This is a genomic window from Pantoea eucrina, assembly GCF_001691555.1.
GTDB classification, from domain to species: domain Bacteria; phylum Pseudomonadota; class Gammaproteobacteria; order Enterobacterales; family Enterobacteriaceae; genus Pantoea; species Pantoea borealis.
Genome location: NZ_MAYN01000008.1, coordinates 902,064 through 920,862, shown reverse-complemented (window position 1 = coordinate 920,862; position 18,799 = coordinate 902,064). Strand labels below are relative to the sequence as shown.

At 56.0% G+C, this 18,799-nt stretch carries 15 protein-coding genes; 1 reads left to right on the top strand and 14 read right to left on the bottom strand.

What is annotated here, in order from left to right; all coding sequences use genetic code 11:
• Window positions 1-45 precede the first annotated feature (45 nt).
• The 7 genes from BBA90_RS10380 to putP all read right to left on the bottom strand — a co-directional run bounded on the left by BBA90_RS10380 (window position 46) and on the right by putP (window position 7,369).
• Window positions 46-249 carry a hypothetical protein gene (locus tag BBA90_RS10380; RefSeq protein WP_065649061.1) on the bottom strand — a complete coding sequence of 68 codons (204 nt, stop codon included), beginning with the start codon at window positions 247-249 and terminating at the stop codon, window positions 46-48.
• Between the two features lie 279 nt (window positions 250-528).
• On the bottom strand, window positions 529-891 hold the full coding sequence (iraP, locus tag BBA90_RS10375) for an anti-adapter protein IraP (RefSeq protein ID WP_065650453.1): 363 nt from the start codon (window positions 889-891) through the stop codon (window positions 529-531).
• 151 nt (window positions 892-1,042) lie between these two features.
• Window positions 1,043-1,831, bottom strand: a complete 789-nt coding sequence (gene phoH, locus BBA90_RS10370; protein ID WP_065649060.1) for a phosphate starvation-inducible protein PhoH — start codon at window positions 1,829-1,831, stop codon at window positions 1,043-1,045.
• 527 nt (window positions 1,832-2,358) lie between these two features.
• On the bottom strand, window positions 2,359-3,636 hold the full coding sequence (gene efeB / locus BBA90_RS10365; RefSeq protein ID WP_065649059.1) for an iron uptake transporter deferrochelatase/peroxidase subunit: 1,278 nt from the start codon (window positions 3,634-3,636) through the stop codon (window positions 2,359-2,361).
• Window positions 3,637-3,638: 2 nt separating this feature from the next.
• Window positions 3,639-4,751, bottom strand: coding sequence for an iron uptake system protein EfeO (gene efeO, locus BBA90_RS10360; protein WP_065649058.1), 1,113 nt, complete (start codon window positions 4,749-4,751; stop codon window positions 3,639-3,641).
• A 42-nt stretch (window positions 4,752-4,793) separates the two neighbouring features.
• The gene (gene efeU, locus BBA90_RS10355; protein ID WP_065649057.1) at window positions 4,794-5,627 is read right to left on the bottom strand and encodes an iron uptake transporter permease EfeU; all 834 of its coding nucleotides are present in this window, start codon (window positions 5,625-5,627) and stop codon (window positions 4,794-4,796) included.
• A gap of 257 nt (window positions 5,628-5,884) precedes the next feature.
• A complete protein-coding gene (gene putP, locus BBA90_RS10350) occupies window positions 5,885-7,369 on the bottom strand; it encodes a sodium/proline symporter PutP (protein WP_065649056.1) in 1,485 nt (494 codons plus the stop codon).
• Window positions 7,370-7,897: 528 nt separating this feature from the next.
• Here putP and putA point away from each other — a divergent pair.
• Window positions 7,898-11,842: a trifunctional transcriptional regulator/proline dehydrogenase/L-glutamate gamma-semialdehyde dehydrogenase gene (gene putA / locus BBA90_RS10345; protein ID WP_065649055.1), complete on the top strand. Its 3,945-nt coding sequence runs from the start codon at window positions 7,898-7,900 to the stop codon at window positions 11,840-11,842.
• A 668-nt stretch (window positions 11,843-12,510) separates the two neighbouring features.
• Here putA and BBA90_RS10340 read toward each other — a convergent pair.
• The 7 genes from BBA90_RS10340 to BBA90_RS10310 form a co-directional block, all read right to left on the bottom strand.
• Window positions 12,511-13,590: an acyltransferase family protein gene (locus BBA90_RS10340; RefSeq protein ID WP_065649054.1), complete on the bottom strand. Its 1,080-nt coding sequence runs from the start codon at window positions 13,588-13,590 to the stop codon at window positions 12,511-12,513.
• A 399-nt stretch (window positions 13,591-13,989) separates the two neighbouring features.
• The gene (gene tcyN, locus BBA90_RS10335) at window positions 13,990-14,742 is read right to left on the bottom strand and encodes an L-cystine ABC transporter ATP-binding protein TcyN (RefSeq protein ID WP_065649053.1); all 753 of its coding nucleotides are present in this window, start codon (window positions 14,740-14,742) and stop codon (window positions 13,990-13,992) included.
• Window positions 14,739-15,407 (bottom strand): cystine ABC transporter permease, encoded by a 669-nt coding sequence (gene tcyL / locus BBA90_RS10330; RefSeq protein WP_065649052.1) that lies wholly within the window; start codon window positions 15,405-15,407, stop codon window positions 14,739-14,741. The genes tcyN and tcyL overlap by 4 nt, the downstream gene beginning before the upstream one ends.
• Window positions 15,407-16,207, bottom strand: coding sequence for a cystine ABC transporter substrate-binding protein (gene tcyJ / locus BBA90_RS10325; RefSeq protein ID WP_065649051.1), 801 nt, complete (start codon window positions 16,205-16,207; stop codon window positions 15,407-15,409). The genes tcyL and tcyJ overlap by 1 nt, the downstream gene beginning before the upstream one ends.
• Window positions 16,208-16,371: 164 nt before the next feature.
• A complete protein-coding gene (locus tag BBA90_RS10320) occupies window positions 16,372-17,358 on the bottom strand; it encodes a D-cysteine desulfhydrase (RefSeq protein ID WP_065649050.1) in 987 nt (328 codons plus the stop codon).
• Between the two features lie 128 nt (window positions 17,359-17,486).
• The gene (fliZ, locus tag BBA90_RS10315; protein ID WP_065649049.1) at window positions 17,487-17,990 is read right to left on the bottom strand and encodes a flagella biosynthesis regulatory protein FliZ; all 504 of its coding nucleotides are present in this window, start codon (window positions 17,988-17,990) and stop codon (window positions 17,487-17,489) included.
• Window positions 17,991-18,038: 48 nt separating this feature from the next.
• Entirely contained in the window at window positions 18,039-18,761 is a 723-nt protein-coding gene (locus BBA90_RS10310; protein ID WP_039385048.1) for an RNA polymerase sigma factor FliA, read from the bottom strand.
• Between the last annotated feature and the right edge of the window lie 38 nt (window positions 18,762-18,799).

Genomic DNA, 18,799 nt, shown 5'->3' with positions numbered 1-18,799 from the left:
CCCTTCAGATCCGCAGTAAAAACAGCATAGGCCAGATGTGGCGGATCAAATCCTGCCCTTCCGGATAATCACAATGGCATCACGGTATATCTCTTTCATAAAGTCATCATGGGTTGCCTGCCGGTAAACCTCAAGCCTGGCCAGCAATGCTTCAATGGTAATTTCGTTCCCGGTGTCAATGAGTTCGCGTACTGCTTTCAAAATGGCATTAGCTATAAATTCCACTCTGTCGTTATTATCATTTGTCATAAACCTCCACTTTTGATTCCAGACCACCGTACCACTCAGGCGATCAGAATGTCGGTTTATCGGGCCTTTTTATTAATTTACCTTCGCAGCTAATCTTCAGCTCAAACAGGCAGGGGTGGGAAAATATTTATTATTCAAAGAGATAATCAAGAACAGGAGCATGTTGCTAATGACTGAGTCGCAAAGGAAACTCCCCGCCAGAGGTAAGCTAATACCGGGCACAGCAAATAAAAAAGCCTGAACGCGCGTTCAGGCTTTTTTATTTACCGTCTGACCACCTTACTTTTTGGCGGGTAAAGCGGGTTCCGCGACGGCTACGCCGGTCAGTTCGCTCAGCCCTTCATGATTAATCTCACCGTCGGCCTTATCCACTGCCTGCGAGATAGTCAGCAGATTCTGCAGTTCGCTCAGCAGAATAGCAGCGTCAGACCTCAGCACGTCATCACTTTCAGCGGAGTCGATAACCGTATTGATCGCTTTGTTTGCGGCGTCAATCATTTCTGTTACTCCACCCTGCCTGCTGACGGCCAGTACCAGCGCGCTGATCAGCAGCGACTGAGCTTCCACACGGGCGGTCAGCTGTTTCATGTCCGCATCAATGTGCGATATTTTAGCCAGCATACTCAGGACGACGTTTTTCACTGGTTGTGCTCCCTGAAAAAACATCAATCTTACCGCGTTAGCGAACTGCTGCAACTATCATCACTCTGAAATACCGGCAGACGCTGTACGGCCAGTGTCAGTCAGAAAAAAACCCGGCCGGAGCCGGGTTTGTCGACTGAATGCTACTCTGTCAGCCGTAGGCGTGCAGTGTGCGCTGGCAGAGGGCTGAGCGAACACAGTCCTCTTTCGCAAAACGCACCACGCCAACCATCTCATCTTCTTCAAAACGCGCCAGCGCATCGGCAAGACCGGACTGAACGCTGGCGGGCAGATCGCACTGGGTAATATCACCGTTAACGATAACCGTGACATTTTCTCCCAGGCGGGTCAGAAACATCTTCATCTGCGCAGCGGTGACGTTCTGTGCCTCGTCGAGGATAACCACTGCATTCTCAAAAGTACGTCCACGCATATAGGCGAAGGGCGCAATCTCTACCTTGGCGATCTCAGGCCGCAGGCAGTACTGCATAAAGGAAGCGCCGAGACGTTTAACCAGAACGTCATAAACCGGACGAAAATAGGGGGCAAATTTCTCGGAAATGTCTCCGGGCAGGAAACCGAGATCTTCATCCGCCTGCAGTACCGGGCGCGTCACGATAATCCTTTCGATATCCTTATTGATCAGGGCCTCAGCTGCTTTTGCTGCGCTAATCCAGGTTTTACCGCAACCCGCTTCACCGGTTGCAAATATCAGCTGTTTCGTTTCTATGGCGTTAAGATAGTGCGCCTGAGCTTCATTTCGGGCTGCAATGGGTGCCCGGTCGCGCACATCGCGCGCCATGCCAATAGCATCTAACCCGCCCATCTGCACCAGCGAAGTGACCGATTCTTCTTCGCGCTGACGATGACTCCGGGAGTCATTACGAAGCACACGACGAGCTTCACGACGCGCTTTGATCACTGCTTTCTGTCTTCCCATAGTGGCACCTTACAGTTGGTTTCATGAATCGCGACGGATCACCCGCGGCGATGACTTGAACGCTTTAGAGGTTACATTGGCTTCCTTGTAGCCGTACTGATAGACAAACGGGGGTGTACAACAGCGCCGAAACGCCGCAGCGCACCGGATAAACACGGACTGATTGAAGAAGATAGTGGATGGATGGAAAGTAAAACGCTGACAGGAGGGTCTCCCCCGCAGAGAACTGCGCTTGCTGTGTTACACCTGCTGGTTCCGGAATGGAACACCTCATGCGCGAACTCCAGTGGCAGATGCCACATAACTGACAACGCTTATGATTAAAGTGAAACATAGCGCCGAAAATTTGCAACACTATTTTTACTTTTCGATGCAAATTAAGATTTTTAGTGGCGATCGGTCGATACCCAAAAAAGATAAAAAGACATAAATATCAATGCAATAAATAAAAACAAAAAGGATCCTTTACGGATCCTTTCATGAGGCGGAGAGCTATAAAGCATGATGCCGGGTAACGGCAACCGGGTTCAGGCTTCGATTAACGACTGCCCAAGATAGTGAGCGCTATCCGGCACGCCCGGCAGCGCAAAAAAGTACCCCCCGCCGACAGGTCGCACATACTCTTCCAGCGCCTCACCGTTAAGCCGCTGCTGCACCGTGATAAAACCTTTGCTGAGATCGTGCTGATAGCAGATAAACAGCAATCCCATATCAAGCTGCCCTGCGCCAGTGATCCCTGCGGAGTAGCTGTAGCCGCGTCGCAGCATCAGGCTGTCAGCCGTCTCCGGCGTGCGCGGGTTGGCAAGCCGGATATGGGCATCAAGCGCAATGACCTCACCATCCGGATCGCTGGCGTAATCCGGCTCATCATGCTCATGCTGTCTGCCGAGCGGCGCGCCACTGAGCTTTTCACGACCAAAAATAGTCTGCTGCTCACCCAGCGGGGTGCGATCCCATTGCTCAACGCGGAAACGAATAATCCGCACCGCCTGATAGCTGCCACCATATGTCCAGGCAGGCTCCTGCTGATCGGCCGTCACCCACAGCATGCGGTTCATCAGCGCGTCATTCTGCGTATCCGGATTTGCCGTGCCATCTTTGAAACCCAGCAGGTTAATCGGGGTTTCCTGCCCGTTACTGCGCGCTGCACGATCGGGAATAAACCCTTCGCGCCGCCAGCGTACCGCCAGCAAGTCGGGCGTGTGTTTGATGATGTCGCGCAGCGCGTGGATCACGGTGTCCTGACTGTTGGCGCAGATCTGAATCAGTAGATCCCCGTGACACTGGCTGGCGTCGAGCGAATCATTAGGAAAGCGCGTCATCGTCTGCAGCTGTGCCGGCTTATGCGCGCCCAGTCCAAAGCGTTCGTCAAACAGTGAACTGCCCACGGATAGCGTCAGCGTCAGGTTATCCGGCGCAATGGTGGCACCCAGAATGCCGGAATCAGCCGGCGGCAGTTGCGGATTCGTTACTGCAGGCGCAAGCCCGCCCTGCGTCAGAAACGCAAACCTTGCTGTCAGCAGACGCAGTAAACGCGTCAGCTCCGCTTTACTGCCGGCCAGTACGTCAAATGCCACCAGCATCATGGCGGCCTGCTGCGGCGTCAGGATGCCCGCCTGATGCTCACCGTAAAACGGTTGCACCTGCTGACGCGCATCAGGTGCAACCGTTCCCGGAGAAAAATGTTCCGCTGCGCCAGCGTGAAACGGACAGCTGCCCCCGAGTACAGCCGCACCGCCCAACACACCCAGCCCCTGCAGTAACCGACGGCGCGCCGGCTGCATGGCATCATGCTGTTTAGTCATGGTTAATCAAGGCCCAGCGTGCCGCGCAGCAAGGAGAGATCTTCCGCCAGCACGGTAATCGGCGCTTTTAACGCATTGCGATCGGCTACCGTCAGCTTCTCATACGATGCAAAACCGTCCGCCGTACGGTATTTATCCAGTATGACGTCAACTTTACTGAAGTTCGTATCGATTTTCGTCAGAAGCTGCGGATTACGCTGCTGCAACAGCGGGCGCAGTAATGAGACAATTTTCTGCGCGCCGTCGACGTTTGCCCGGAAGTCTGAGAGGTCAGTGCGGCTGTAACGATCTTCTTCTCCGGAGATTTTGCTCGAAGCGACCTCTTCAATCAGACCGGCTGCGCCCCCCACAACTTTAACCGGCGAAAATGCCAGCGCGCTGATGCGCGCCTGCAGCGCTTTTACATCCTCATTAAGCTGGCTGGCAAAAGGAGCGGCACCGGTCGTTGTGCGGTCGGCAAACAGCAGTTTCTCCAGCCGGTGGAAACCGGTGAATCCAGGATCCGCCGCTTTCTGCTCAAAATCATCTTCACGGGCATCAATCGTGCCATCCAGATCGGAGAAGAGTTCGGCAACAGGCTCAATACGCTCGTAGTGGGCGCGGGTCGGTGCGTAGAGCGCTCTGGCTTTGTCCCCGTCGCCTGCGTTGATGGCTGCCGTAAACGCTTTGGTACTGCTGACCAGCGCGTTAACTTCATTGAGAACGTAAGCTTTGTAGTCGGCGATAGGCTGAGCCAGCTGCAGCAGCTCTTTCTGCTCTGAGGCTGATGACTGCCCCGATCCGGTCACCGTTAGTTTGCCTTTGGGATTGCTCAGCAGGCCGCAGGTCATCTCATACTCACCCGCTTCCAGATTTGCCGTCAGCTTTTGCGTGAAGCCCGGCGCGATATTTTCCCGCTCTTCCACCACCATGACCCCTTTCAGGATCTCCCACTCCAGCGCTTTCTGACTGTGATTCTTAATAATGAACTGACTTTTACCCGCCGGCACGTTCAGCGTCATCGGCTCACACTGTTTGTCCGTAACGGTGACGGTGAACTGCGGGATCGCTGCGGCGGCAGTACCGGAAAGCAGCAGCGCGATGAAGGAAGCGGTAGTGCGTAAAGGCGTATTCATGAGGGTATCCGTGTTAAAGAGTCAGGTTATGACAATCGGTAATCAGCGCAGGCTGCGTGCAGCAGCCGGAGCAGGAGGCGTCGGGAAAAAGAACAGCAGCAGCGCCGGCACCAGGTAGATCAGCCAGGCTGCGACTTCACTGACGCTGGGGGCCTCCTGATAGCCAAGCAGGCCTTCAAGCAGCGTACCGGCCAGGGAATGCGTGGAGAGCACGTTGCTTATATCAAACGCCGTTGCCTGAAAGTGGTTCCATAATCCGGCCTCATGAAAAGCGCGGATTGCGCCGGCCGCAAGTCCGGCGGCAACAAACAGAATAAACAGGCTGCTCCAGCGGAAAAAGTGCGCCAGATTAAGGCGGACGCCGCCGTAATAGATCAGCATACCGAGCAGCGCTGCGGTCAGCAGGCCGAGCAGCGCGCCCGCAGGCGGAGCGTAGCCAACATCCTGCGTAAAGGCTGCCAGCAGAAAAAACACCGATTCCAGTCCTTCGCGCGCCACGGCGAGAAACACCATCATCACCAGCGGCAGGCCGCTGCCGCCCCGCTTTTCCAGCGCCTGATCAACGGATTTTTCCAGCGTCAGGCGCATGCTGCGTGCGACTTTGCGCATCCAGAACACCATAGTGGTCAGCATCGCTACCGCAATCAGCGCAACCACACCTTCAAACAGCTCCTGCTGCCTCTGCGGAAACTCACCGGTGGTGGCATTGATGGCCATACCCAGCCCCGCGCAGAGAACAATAGCGGCTATCACCCCGCCCCACATGGCCGGAAACCATCGGGTACGCCCGGTGCGCTTCAGGTAGCTGGCGATCAGGCTGACAATCAGCGCCGCTTCCAGACCTTCACGAAGCATAATGAGAAACGGAACAAACATCGTTTGCCTCTTAAGTGTTTAGCAGGGTAAATCTGTCGTAAAAAAACGTAAAGTGCGAACGATATCGATTATCATTATCGCCGAGAAAAAAACAAGTCACTGCGGGAAATTATTTTGCTGCGTGGGGAGAAATCAGGGGAATGGGCGTCCGGATAAAACAGCTGAGATCTTTTTGCCTGACGTATCAGACGTGCAGAGGAGGCACAGCGATGTGCCTCCTCTGTAATAACGGTGCCGGAACGCACCGCGCGAATACCTTAATCTGCCTGGTATTCTGCTTCCGCAGCGGCGAAACGCTGCTGTGCGGCGGCAGAAGGAGCTTTGCCTGCCAGGCTGAAGACCACGATGGCGATGCTGGCAAAAATGAAGCCCGGAATGATCTCATACAGCTCGGTATAACCATACTGTTTCCACAGCAGTACCGTTGCCGCACCAATCACCATACCCGCCAGTGCGCCGTTGCGCGTCATGCGCTTCCAGCAGACACCAAACAGCACAACCGGACCAAACGCCGCGCCAAAACCAGCCCATGCATAGCTCACCAGGCCCAGCACCCGGTTATCGGGGTTAGACGCCAGTGCAATGGCGATCAGCGCAATCAGCAGCACCATGGCGCGTCCTACCCATACCAGTTCTTTCTGACTGGCATTTTTGCGCAGGAAGCCTTTATAGAGATCTTCCGTTAATGCGCTTGAACAGACCAGCAGCTGGCAGCTCAGGGTAGACATCACTGCCGCAAGAATGGCTGACAGCAGAATACCGGCGATCCACGGATTAAACAGAATACGCGTCAGCTCGATAAAGATACGCTCTCCGTTCTGCGTAACGCCTGCGGCCTGCGCCGGGTTGTTCTGGAAATAAGCAATACCAAAGAAGCCCACGGCCACCGCGCCCGCCAGGCAGAAGATCATCCACGCCATCCCGATGCGACGGGCAGTACGGATGGAACGATGGGAATCTGCCGCCATAAAGCGTGCCAGAATATGCGGCTGCCCGAAGTAGCCCAGCCCCCAGCCCAGCAGCGAAATCACCGCGACAAAATTGAGTCCTTTCAGCATATCGAGGTTTTCCACGCTCTTCTCACGGATCACTGCCAGTGAGTCGTCAAAACCGCCTACGGCGATAATTACAATCACCGGCGTCAGGATCAGTGCGAAGATCATCAGCGTTGCCTGTACCGTATCGGTCCAGCTCACCGCTAGAAAGCCGCCTACCAGCGTATAGAGAATGGTGGCCGCAGCACCCGCCCAGAGCGCAGTCTGGTAATCCATACCAAAGGTGCTTTCAAACAGGCGCGCACCGGCTACCACGCCCGAGGCGCAGTAAATGGTGAAGAAAATCAGGATAACTACCGCGGAGATCACGCGCAGCAGTTTGCTTTTGTCTTCAAAGCGGCTGGTAAAGAAGTCAGGCAGCGTCAGGGCGTTATCGTGATGCTCGGTCTGCACACGCAGGCGACCCGCCACAATTTTCCAGTTCAGCCAGGCGCCAATCGTCAGGCCGATAGCGATCCAGCTTTCAGAGATGCCGGACAGAAAGATGGCACCAGGCAGGCCCATCAGCAGCCAGCCACTCATATCGGAGGCACCGGCTGAGAGCGCCGTAACAAAACTGCCCAGGCTGCGGCCGCCCAGAATATAATCATCAAAGTTTTTTGTTGACCGGTAAGCGATAAACCCTATCAACACCATCCCAAGGATATAGATAATAAAGGTCACCAGCATTGGTGTACTTATACTCATACTCTCTCCACTTATTATGTAATTGCTTAAGAGAAATTGTTTGCCCGCCCTGCCTGAACAGTTCTGGCCGGGCGTCTCCCTGGCGCGACTTATCACTTACCCGTCTGAATCACGGCAGTCGAATCAGCGCGGCAGCACCGGAACGGGGTGGCCACTGCGCGTTACCGCCGCCAGAGAAGCGAATTTCTCTTAAGGCGCGGTATCCTGCCGCAAAGGTGCGATGTGCACAATGGATTTAACACACCTGTTACCTGGGTTTCACCTCTCTTTCTCATTTCTTTGCTCAAAGGTTGCGCCCGCTCAAACTTTTGGTTGCACCAGAAAAGCGGTTTTTCGCGGTTTTCTGACCCCGGTTGCAACTCTGGCGAGATTCTTGCAGCAAGAAACGTGCCGTTTCTTTGTTGTTAACAAATAAGCGGTTTGAAAGCGTGCTACCTGAGTCACATTTAACATGGTTGCACAAAGTTGCAACCTGGGTGATAGTGCAGCCCACGCTGATGTTGATTTACTTTTTAAGACGAGGAATTCATGGGAACAACGACCATGGGGGTGAAGCTGGATGAAGCCACCCGCGACCGCATTAAGCTGGCAGCACAGAAAGTTGATCGCACATCTCACTGGCTGATTAAACAGGCTATTTTCAACTACTTAACCCAGCTTGAAGCGGGCGAAACCTTGCCGGAAATCCCGCTGCAGGCCAGCGACACTACGGTGGAAGAGAGCCTGCCTGAAGAGAGCCTGCAGCCGTTCCTCGACTTTGCTGAGCACATTCTTCCACAGTCGGTTACCCGCTCCGCGATCACTGCCGCGTGGCGTCGCCCGGAGACAGAAGCGGTGCCGATGCTGCTGGAACAGGCACGCCTGCCCGCCGCGCTGGCAGAGAAGACCCACCAGCTGGCTTACAGCCTGGCTGACAAGCTGCGGCACCAAAAAGGTGCAACCGGACGCGCCGGAATGGTGCAAAGCCTCTTACAGGAGTTTTCCCTCTCTTCGCAGGAAGGCGTGGCGCTGATGTGTCTGGCAGAAGCGCTGCTGCGTATTCCGGATAAACCTACCCGCGATGCGCTGATCCGCGACAAAATCAGTAACGGTAACTGGCAGTCGCATCTGGGCCGCAGCTCATCCATGTTTGTTAACGCCGCGACCTGGGGCCTGCTGTTTACCGGACGCCTGGTTTCGACGCACAACGAAGCGAGCATGTCCCGCTCGCTGAACCGCATTATCGGTAAAAGCGGTGAGCCGCTGGTACGCAAAGGCGTGGATATGGCCATGCGCCTGATGGGCGAGCAGTTCGTTACCGGCGAGACCATTGCTGAAGCGCTGGCGAACGCCCGTAAGCTGGAAGAGAAAGGCTTCCGCTACTCCTACGATATGCTCGGTGAAGCGGCCCTGACCGCCGCCGACGCCAAAGCCTATCTGCTCTCCTACCAGCAGGCGATCCATGCGATCGGCAAAGCTTCCAACGGACGCGGCATCTATGAAGGCCCGGGCATTTCAATCAAACTTTCTGCGCTGCATCCGCGCTACAGCCGCGCTCAGTACGATCGCGTCATGGAAGAGCTCTATCCGATCCTGAAATCGCTGACGCTGCTGGCGCGTTCCTATGACATCGGGATCAATATCGATGCCGAAGAAGCCGATCGTCTTGAGCTGTCGCTGGACCTGCTGGAAAAACTCTGTTTTGAACCTGAGCTGGAGGGCTGGAACGGGATCGGCTTCGTGATTCAGGCTTACCAGAAGCGCTGCCCGATGCTGATTGACTCGCTGGTCGATCTGGCACAGCGCAGCCGTCGCCGCCTGATGATCCGTCTGGTGAAAGGGGCTTACTGGGACAGCGAAATCAAGCGCGCGCAGATGGAAGGGCTTGAAGGCTATCCGGTTTATACGCGTAAGGTATATACCGATATCTCCTATCTTGCCTGCGCACGCAAGCTGCTGGCGGTGCCAAGCCAGATCTACCCACAGTTTGCCACGCACAACGCCCACACGCTGGCCGCTATCTATCATCTGGCGGGCAATAACTATTATCCGGGTCAGTATGAGTTTCAGTGCCTGCACGGCATGGGTGAGCCACTCTATGAACAGGTTGTGGGTAAAGTGGCCGATGGCAAACTTAGCCGTCCCTGCCGTATTTACGCGCCGGTAGGCACGCACGAAACGCTGCTGGCTTACCTGGTACGTCGTCTGCTGGAAAACGGCGCCAACACCTCCTTTGTCAACCGGATTGCCGATAAGAGCCTGCCGATAGATGAGCTGGTTGCCGATCCGGTAGTGGCAGTGGAAAAAATGGGTGCGGCCGAAGGCGCCGTGGGTCTGCCACATCCTAAAATCCCGCTGCCGCGCGATCTCTATGGCGACAAGCGTCCTAACTCAGCGGGTCTCGATCTTGCGAATGAACATCGCCTCGCCTCACTCTCCAGCGCCCTGCTGAACAGCGCCAGCCAGCCATGGGTGGCACAGCCGATGATTGAGGGCACCCCGGAAACAGGTGTCAGTCAGCCGGTACTGAACCCGGCGGCGCCGGCTGACGTGGTCGGCAGCGTACGTGAAGCCACTGAAACGGAAGTCTCTGCCGCGCTGGATGCGGCGGTCAGCGCCGGACCAATCTGGTTTGCCACCCCGCCAGCCGAGCGCGCAGCGATCCTCGAGCGCGCCGGTCAGGCGATGGAAGCGCAGATGCAGCAGCTGATTGGTCTGCTGGTGCGCGAAGCGGGCAAAACTTACAACAATGCCATCGCCGAAGTGCGCGAAGCGGTCGACTTCCTCTACTACTACGCTGGCATGGTACGCGATGATTTTGACAACGAAACGCATCGTCCGCTGGGTCCGGTAGTCTGTATCAGCCCGTGGAACTTCCCGCTGGCGATCTTTACCGGTCAGATTGCCGCCGCGCTCGCCGCCGGCAACAGCGTGCTGGCAAAACCGGCCGAGCAGACGCCACTTATCGCGGCGCAGGCGGTGCAGATCCTGCTGGATGCAGGCGTGCCCGCCGGCGTGCTGCAGCTGCTGCCTGGCCAGGGTGAAACCGTGGGCGCACAGCTCACCGGCGATGAGCGCGTACGCGGCGTGATGTTCACCGGTTCCACCGCCGTGGCAACCCTGCTGCAGCGTAATCTTGCTGGTCGTCTCGATCCGCAGGGGCGTCCGACACCGCTGATCGCCGAAACCGGCGGCATGAATGCCATGATCGTTGACTCATCTGCCCTCACCGAACAGGTAGTGGTGGATATCGTTGCCTCGGCGTTTGACAGCGCGGGTCAGCGCTGCTCGGCGCTGCGTCTGCTCTGTATCCAGGAAGACGCCGCCGATCACACCATCAAAATGCTGCGCGGTGCGATGGCGGAGTGCCGCATGGGCAACCCGGAGCGTCTCTCAACCGATATTGGTCCGGTTATTGACCAGGAAGCGAAAGAAGGTATCGAGCGCCATATCCAGGCGATGCGCAACAAAGGCTTTACCGTTTATCAGGCGGTGCAGGAAAATGCGCAGGATCGTAAAGAGTGGGAGAGCGGCACCTTTATCAAGCCTACGCTGATTGAGCTGGATCAGGTCAGCGATCTCGATAAAGAGATCTTCGGACCGGTGCTTCACGTGGTGCGCTTCTCACGCAGCAGCCTGCCGCAGCTGATTGAGCAAATCAACGCCACCGGCTACGGTCTGACGCTGGGCGTACACACGCGTATTGATGAAACCATCGCGCAGGTCACCGCGAACGCGCACGTTGGCAACCTCTATGTGAACCGTAATATGGTCGGCGCCGTGGTAGGCGTGCAGCCGTTTGGCGGCGAAGGTCTCTCCGGTACCGGGCCGAAAGCGGGTGGTCCGCTCTATCTCTATCGCCTGCTGGCAAATCGTCCGGATGGCGCGCTGCGCCTGACCTTCGATCGTCAGGATGCTGAGCAGCCGGTCGACAGCAGCGTGCGCACAACGCTGATGGGCGCGCACCAGGCGCTGCAAAGCTGGGCGCAGGATAAGCCAGCGCTGCAGGCGCTGTGCCAGCGTTACGATGAGCTGTCGCAGGCAGGTACGGTGCGTCTGCTGCCGGGTCCGACGGGCGAACGCAACACCTTCAGCCTGCTGCCACGTGAACGCGTGCTCTGTCTGGCCGATAATGAGCAGGATGCACTGATCCAGCTGGCTGCGGTTACCAGCGTGGGCAGTCAGGCGCTGTGGCAGGATGATGAGCTGCATCGTGGCCTGCTGAAATCGCTGCCGTCGGCCGTACAGCAGCGCATCCGGCTGGCAAAAGATGCCCTGTCCGGTGAGTTCGATGCGGTGATCTATCACGGTGATGCCGATCAGCTGCGTACGCTGTGTGCCGATATCGCTGCACGCGAAGGCGCCATTGTTTCCGTCCAGGGCTTCGCCCGCGGGGAAACCAATCTGCTGCTGGAGCGGTTGCTGATTGAACGGTCGCTGAGCGTCAACACCGCGGCGGCAGGCGGCAACGCCAGCCTGATGACCATCGGTTAAACGTCAGGTTATGACAGTAAAGGGCCCCCCGCGGGCCCTTTTTTATTGCGGGTTTGTCAGGGATGCATAAATACCCCAGGGACGCATTAATGCGTCCCCTACAGATTGCATTGTTATCCCATAGGGGCGCCATTAATGGCGCCCGAATATCACCATCGGCGCATAAATATGCCAGGGACGCATGAATGCGTCCCCTACAGATTGCATTGTTATCCCATAGGGGCGCCATTAATGGCGCCCGAACATCACCATCGGCGCATAAATATGCCAGGGACGCATGAATGCGTCCCCTACAGATTGCATTGTTATCCCATAGGGGCGCCATTAATGGCGCCCGGACACCAGCGCAGGCGTATAAATACGTTAGGGACGCATGAATGCGTCCCCTCCAGATGGCATCGTTATCCCTGTAGGGGCGCCATTCATGGCGCCCGGAAACCAGCGCAGGCGCATAAATACGTCAGGGACGCATGAATGCGTCCCCTGCGGTTAAAATTGTTGCCTCTGTCCGGAAACCAGCGCAGGCGCATAAATACGCAGGGGACGCATGAATGCGTCCCCTGCGGTTAAAATTATTGCCCCTGTCCGGAAACCAGCGCAGGCGCATAAATACGCAGGGGACGCATAAATGCGTCCCCTGCGGTTAAAATCGTTGCCCCTGCATTTATCTACGCTGCTTTGCGACGCTTCATACCGATCAGCGTCGGGAACAGGAACAGCGACTGACCCAGCCCGCGGTTGGTCACTGACCAGACCGCGACTGAACAGAGCGAACAGATCCCGACGATGGCCAGCGGATAGAAACAGGCCCACAGCACGGAGAACCACGCCTGCTCAAACAGATGATGGCGCTGGGCAAACAGAATCGCCGACATGCCGAAAAACTCAATAAAGATGCGGTGAATAACGTAAATCTGCAGCGTATTGCGCCCGACCCAGTTGAAAAAACACATACTGAAATGCTGATTAAGCCAGCGGCAGGCCGCCACGCTCACCAGAACAGCAATCACACACATAAACAGGCTCTTATCCAGACCCATAATTACGTGGAGGCCGGTCAGCACCGCCAGCGCCGCCCACGGCAGCAGGTTTTCACGGCGCAGTTCGCTCAGGCGCAACATCACCGGGCTCCAGAACGCGCCCAGCAGGAAGAACAGAAAATATTGCGCGACGCTCTGCGGGCCCCAGTACGGAATGATTTTTTCCACTGCCAGATAATTCAGCACGACAGCCACAATCAGCAGCGCCATTTTCTGCCGGTGGAAAATTTTTGCGCACAGGAAATAGATCGCCAGACCATACAGGTACCAGGAGGTACTCATCGCCATAAACGTCAGCTTGAGAAACTCCAGCAGCGAGCCGGCGTAAGCCGCATTAAGATTTTGTGAGATGCGTTGCCCGGTGATTTCTGTTGAAATCCCGACAATTGACCACCACTGAATAAAGCCCCACAAAATATAGAGATAAAACAGATTGGTAATTCGGCTGGTAAAGACCTGTTTCCATGAACGATTCAAAATGCCGTTGGTTGCCAGCAGGCCGGAAACAAAAAAGAATGCCGGCATACGTAATGGCGACAGTACCGTATTAAACTGTACCCATATTTCTGCCGGAAACCATCCGGCGCTCAAATATTTTATCGTTGTTTCAAATCCCGGTAATACGGTGTGATAGAGAACCACCAGCAAAATACAGGCGCCCTTTAGCGTATTTATCCAGCCTATATCATTTTTCCCGTTATCTTTCATCAGGTTGACTCCTAAAGCTGTGTAGGTCTGTAAGAGGTAAACGCAGTAATAATCAATTTGCGAGTTATGGTTATTAAACGATTATTCAACAGCACTGCAGCGAGTGTATCTGGCGAAAGTCCTAAATTGTCTTTACTGGCCCTGATGTAACAGGACTTTACGTTAATTAAAATGCATTTACATATGCAGCAGGCCGCGCAGGAAGATATAAACTGTGATGCAGGGAAAATAATCAGTAAGAAAAGCTGCTATTTAATTAAGAGCAATCTGCAAACAGAGAAGCCAGTTAATAATTTAGCAATAAGATAATGATATGGCTATGCACCAAAAGGATAAGAGAAACGCGAAGGGATATGATAGCACCATAATAAATAAGGGCCAGCGAACCGGCCCTGAATATTACTGATTAAGAAATTTATCAAGGAACTGCCGGGTACGCGCCTGCTGCGGATTGCTGAATAGGGTTCTGGCTTCCCCCTGCTCCACAATGCGCCCCTGGTCCATGAAGATCGCGCGATCGGCCACGTCACGCGCAAAACTCATCTCATGCGTGACGATCACCATGGTGCGTTTCTCCTGCGCCAGGGCGCGAATGGTATTAAGCACCTCTCCTACCAGCTCCGGGTCGAGTGCGGACGTCGGCTCATCAAACAGAATCACCTCCGGGCGCATTGCCAGCGCGCGGGCAATCGCCACGCGCTGCTGCTGCCCGCCGGAAAGCCGGCGGGGAAAGCTTGTCTCTTTACCCGTCAGTCCGACCTTCTCCAGCAGCTTACGTGCCCGCGCCTCAGCCTCTGCTTTCGGCTCGCCTTTAACGATCACCGGCCCTTCAATGATGTTTTCCAGTACCGATCGATGCGGGAACAGATTGAAGTTCTGAAACACAAACCCCACCTGCTGGCGCAGCTGACGCACCTTCTCTTTCTGTTTGTTAAGGCTCAGGCTGGCGTCGATGGTGATGCCGCCTACCGTCACGGTTCCCTGATCCGGCACCTCCAGCAGATTGATACTGCGCAGCAGCGTGGTTTTTCCCGAACCGCTGGGGCCGATGATAGCCACGACTTCTCCGGCAGCCACGTCGAGATCGATGCCGTGCAGCACCGTCTGCCCGTGAAATTTTTTCACCAGCTGGCGGACTTCAATTGCACTCATTTATCCTCCTGATCCTGACGATTGACGTGCGCTTCAAGCCGGTTTTGCAGCGCGGAGAGCACGGTCGCCATGATCCAGTAGATCAGCGAAGCGGCCAGATACATGGTGAAGACTTCCAGCGTGCGTGAGGTGATTAACTGCGCCTGACGAAACAGCTCCGGTACCTGGATGGTAGCCGCCAGCGAGGTGTCTTTAACCAGACTGATAAAGCTGTTGCCCAGCGGTGGCAGCGCTGTGCGGGCCGCCTGCGGCAGGATCACCCGGCGCAGCGTCTGCCACGGGGTCATGCCAATGCTGGCCGCCGCTTCCCACTGTCCGCGTTCAATCGAGGCGATTGCGCCGCGCAGTGACTCTGACGCATAGGCCGCCGTATTCAGCGACAGACCAATCATCGCGGAGGGAATGGGATCGAGTTCGATGCCAAACTGTGGCAGCCCGTAGTAGATCATAAACAGCTGGGCGATCAGCGGCGTGCCGCGGAAAACCGAGACATAGATGCGCGCCAGCCAGTTCACCGGCCAGAAGCGGGACAGGCGCATCAGGGCAAGAATAAAGCCCAGCAGCAGACCAAAAAACATCCCGCCGATGCTGAGCTGCAGCGTAAACAGTGCCCCTTTCAGTAAAAAAGGTGCTGAATCCAGCACCAGATGTACGCTCTCCAGCATTATTTGGTCACGTCCGTGCCAAACCATTTGTCAGAGAGTTTTTTCAGCGAGCCATCTTTCTGCATCTCTGCAATCGCCTGATCGATCGCTTTCAGCAGATCGTCGTTGCCCTTACGCACCGCCACGCCCGCTTCCAGACGCGAGAACGCCGGACCCGCTACGGCCATGGTGTCACCGGTTTTCTTCACCAGATCGAGCGCGGCCAGGCGATCAACCAGAATGGCATTCAGACGGCCGGAGCGCAGATCCTGATATTTTGTCGGATCATCATCATAGGTGCGGATATCCACGCCTTTGACGTTATCACGCAGCCACTGTTCATAGTTGGAGCCGAGGCCCACCCCTACTTTTTTCCCTGCCAGATCTTCAGGTTTGGTAATGGTGCCGGCGTTTTTCTTCAGCGTCAGCGCCTGCACGCCTGAGATGGTATACGGCGTGGAGAAGTCATACTTCTTTTTACGCTCATCGGAAATAGTGACCTGGTTTATCGCGACATCAATACGTTTCGAATCGAGCGACGCCAGCATGCCGTCCCACTTGGTCGGCTTCAGCGCTGCTTTTACGCCGAGATGCTGTGCCAGCTCCTGCGCAAACTCCACCTCAAAGCCGGTCAGCTTGCCGCGCTCGTCCTGGAAACTGAACGGCGGATAGGTGCCTTCAAGGCCCACGCGCAGTTCGCCTTTATTTTTGATCTGTGCCAGCAAATCTTCAGCGGCAAAGGTTTTAGCGTTGATGCCTGCGAGCAGCGCCACCGCCATCATTCCCATCGCCAGCGGGCGACGAATCAGAGAGAAAGCCATGTTTACCCCGTTATTATCTGTTGTGTGTGTCAGTGCAGGTGCGTCGCGTGACGCACCCTGTAACAGATAGCGTAGTCTTATTATCAGCGCCACAGAAATTACACGTCTGCGGTGACGTTACGCCTGTCTGTGGCAGCGATTATAAAGCGTTTCGTCAGCCTGTCTCATACCGAAGGATGATAAGCAAATAACGCCGGTGCGCCGCCGGTATGCACAAACAGCAGCGGCCCTTCACGCCGGAAGCGCTTCTGGCTGATACCGTCAATCAGACCGGCCATCGCTTTGCCGGTATAGACCGGATCCAGCATGATGCCCTCCAGTCGTGCCAGCAGCCGCACCGCTTCCATGCCCTCTTCGTTAGGTTCACCATAGCGCGGCGCGTAGTAGTCATCCCAGAGCGTGATCGCCGCCTGCGGCTGCAGCTCAAGCTGCTCAGCCAGCGCGCTGCGCAGACGCTCTACCACCGGCAGCTGCGCGGTCACACTACGTGACACTGTCACGCCAATCAGCTCACTTTCCGGTAAGAGTTGCTCCAGCCCTACTGCCAGACCGGCATGCGTACCGGCGCTACCGGAGGCCACCACCACCGCAGCGAAATCCACCACGCCCTCGCTCTGATGAGCGATCTCCTGGGCACACTCTACATAGCCCAGTGCACCCAGCGCATTTGAGCCGCCAACCGGCACGATATAAGGGCGATACCCCTGCGCTTCGAGACGCTCTGCGGCGTCGCTGAGCTGCTGCGGCGGATTATCCAGCGCTGCCACACTCTCAATCTCCACATCCATCAGGTCAAGCAGCAGGCGGTTGCCATTAGAGAGATAATTTTCAGCCGTGGTGGCAATCGGGTTTTCCAGCAGCGCCACGCATTTCAGGCCGAGCCGCGCCGCCACTGCGGCCGTCTGGCGCACGTGGTTGGACTGAATCGCACCCGCCGTCAGCAGCACATCCGCGCCCTGACGCAGCGCGTCTGCGGCCAGAAACTCCAGCTTGCGCAGTTTGTTGCCGCCCAGCGCCACCGGCATAACGTCATCACGTTTGATAAAAATATCGCGGCCAAGGTAATCGGAAAGACGCGGCAGATGCTCCAGCGGCGTAGGTGCGCCAAGCAGCTCAAGACGCGGGAACTGATGCAGAAGATGTAGGGACAATGCAGCCTCCAGGGCAGTATGCAGATTTCCCTGTAGTGTTGCAGAAGATGCGATGAGGCGCATCCGGAATTGAGGGATAACAGCTGCCCGTTGCGGCACAGATCACCGCAACGGACATCAATTATTGATCAGCCGCGCTGCCAGCCGAGGAACTGATCGTATTTGCGCAGTGCAATACGGTAGTTGTTATTACCGGCATCGGGCAGATCGTGCTGCAGACACTCATGCCAGCTATTGCCGGATAGATTTTCTGCCGGGAAATTTCTCGCTTTCAGCATGTCATCAAGTCGACGCAGGCGCACCACATATTCCCGAATCGTACTGTGGTTCATCTCGGTCTGTTCAAACAGATATTGTTTAAACGCCATGATGTCGAAGTAGTTCGGATGGGTATTACAAAAAATATCGCTGCAGAAACGGCATAGCGCTGTCAGTTCGGGCTGCAGCTTCATCCAGACCTGATCGTCAATCATCTGGTCCATACGGGCTATCGCCTCTTTATTAATGATCTGGCCACGAAATACCAGCGCCATACGATCTAATACCTTGCCACAGTGTGAACAGTTGCTTTGGCTATGTTTATAGTCTTTAAGATAACGACTTAACGGCCTGACTTTAATTTTGGCTCCCATTGCTGAGTCCCCGGTTTTTTTATTTTTGTTTCCCCAGGACTGAGTCTGTCAGCGCGCTCCCGCTAACCGGGCACGCAGGCGTTTGATCGCCTGACTGTGCAGCTGACTGACGCGGGATTCCCCCACTTCCAGCACCGCGCCAATCTCTTTCAGGTTCAGTTCTTCCTGGTAGTACAGTGTGAGCACGAGCTTTTCGCGTTCGGGCAACGCCTCGATTGCGTCAATCACGCGCTCACGCAGATTCCCTTCCATCAGCTGATGCAGCGGGTTTGCCTCTTCATGGCCCTCTGTCACCAGCTCCGCGCTGTCACCGTGCTCTTCCCGATACTCGTCATAAGAGAAGAGCTGGCTATTATTGGTATCCAGCAGGATCTGCCGGTACTCCTCCAGCGACACGTTCAGTTGCTGCGCCACCTCCTGCTCCGAGGCTGAGCGTCCGAGCGCCTGCTCCACCTGGTGCATGGCACCGGCTACCTCACGCGCGTTGCGCCGCACGCTGCGCGGCGCCCAGTCGCGGCTGCGCAGTTCGTCCAGCATGGCGCCGCGAATACGCTGCACGGCATAGGTGGTAAAGGCGGTGCCCTGCAGCGCGTCGTAGCGCTCCACGGCATTCAGCAACCCGATGCCCCCCGCCTGCAGCAGATCATCAAGCTCCACGCTGGCCGGCAGGCGCACCTGCAGACGCAGCGCTTCATGCCGCACGAGGGGAACGTAGCGCTGCCAGAGCGAATGTTTATCCATCACGCCGCCGGCGGTATAGAGATCGTTCACGTTGACTACCCTGCGTTAATTAAGTTATCGGCATGATT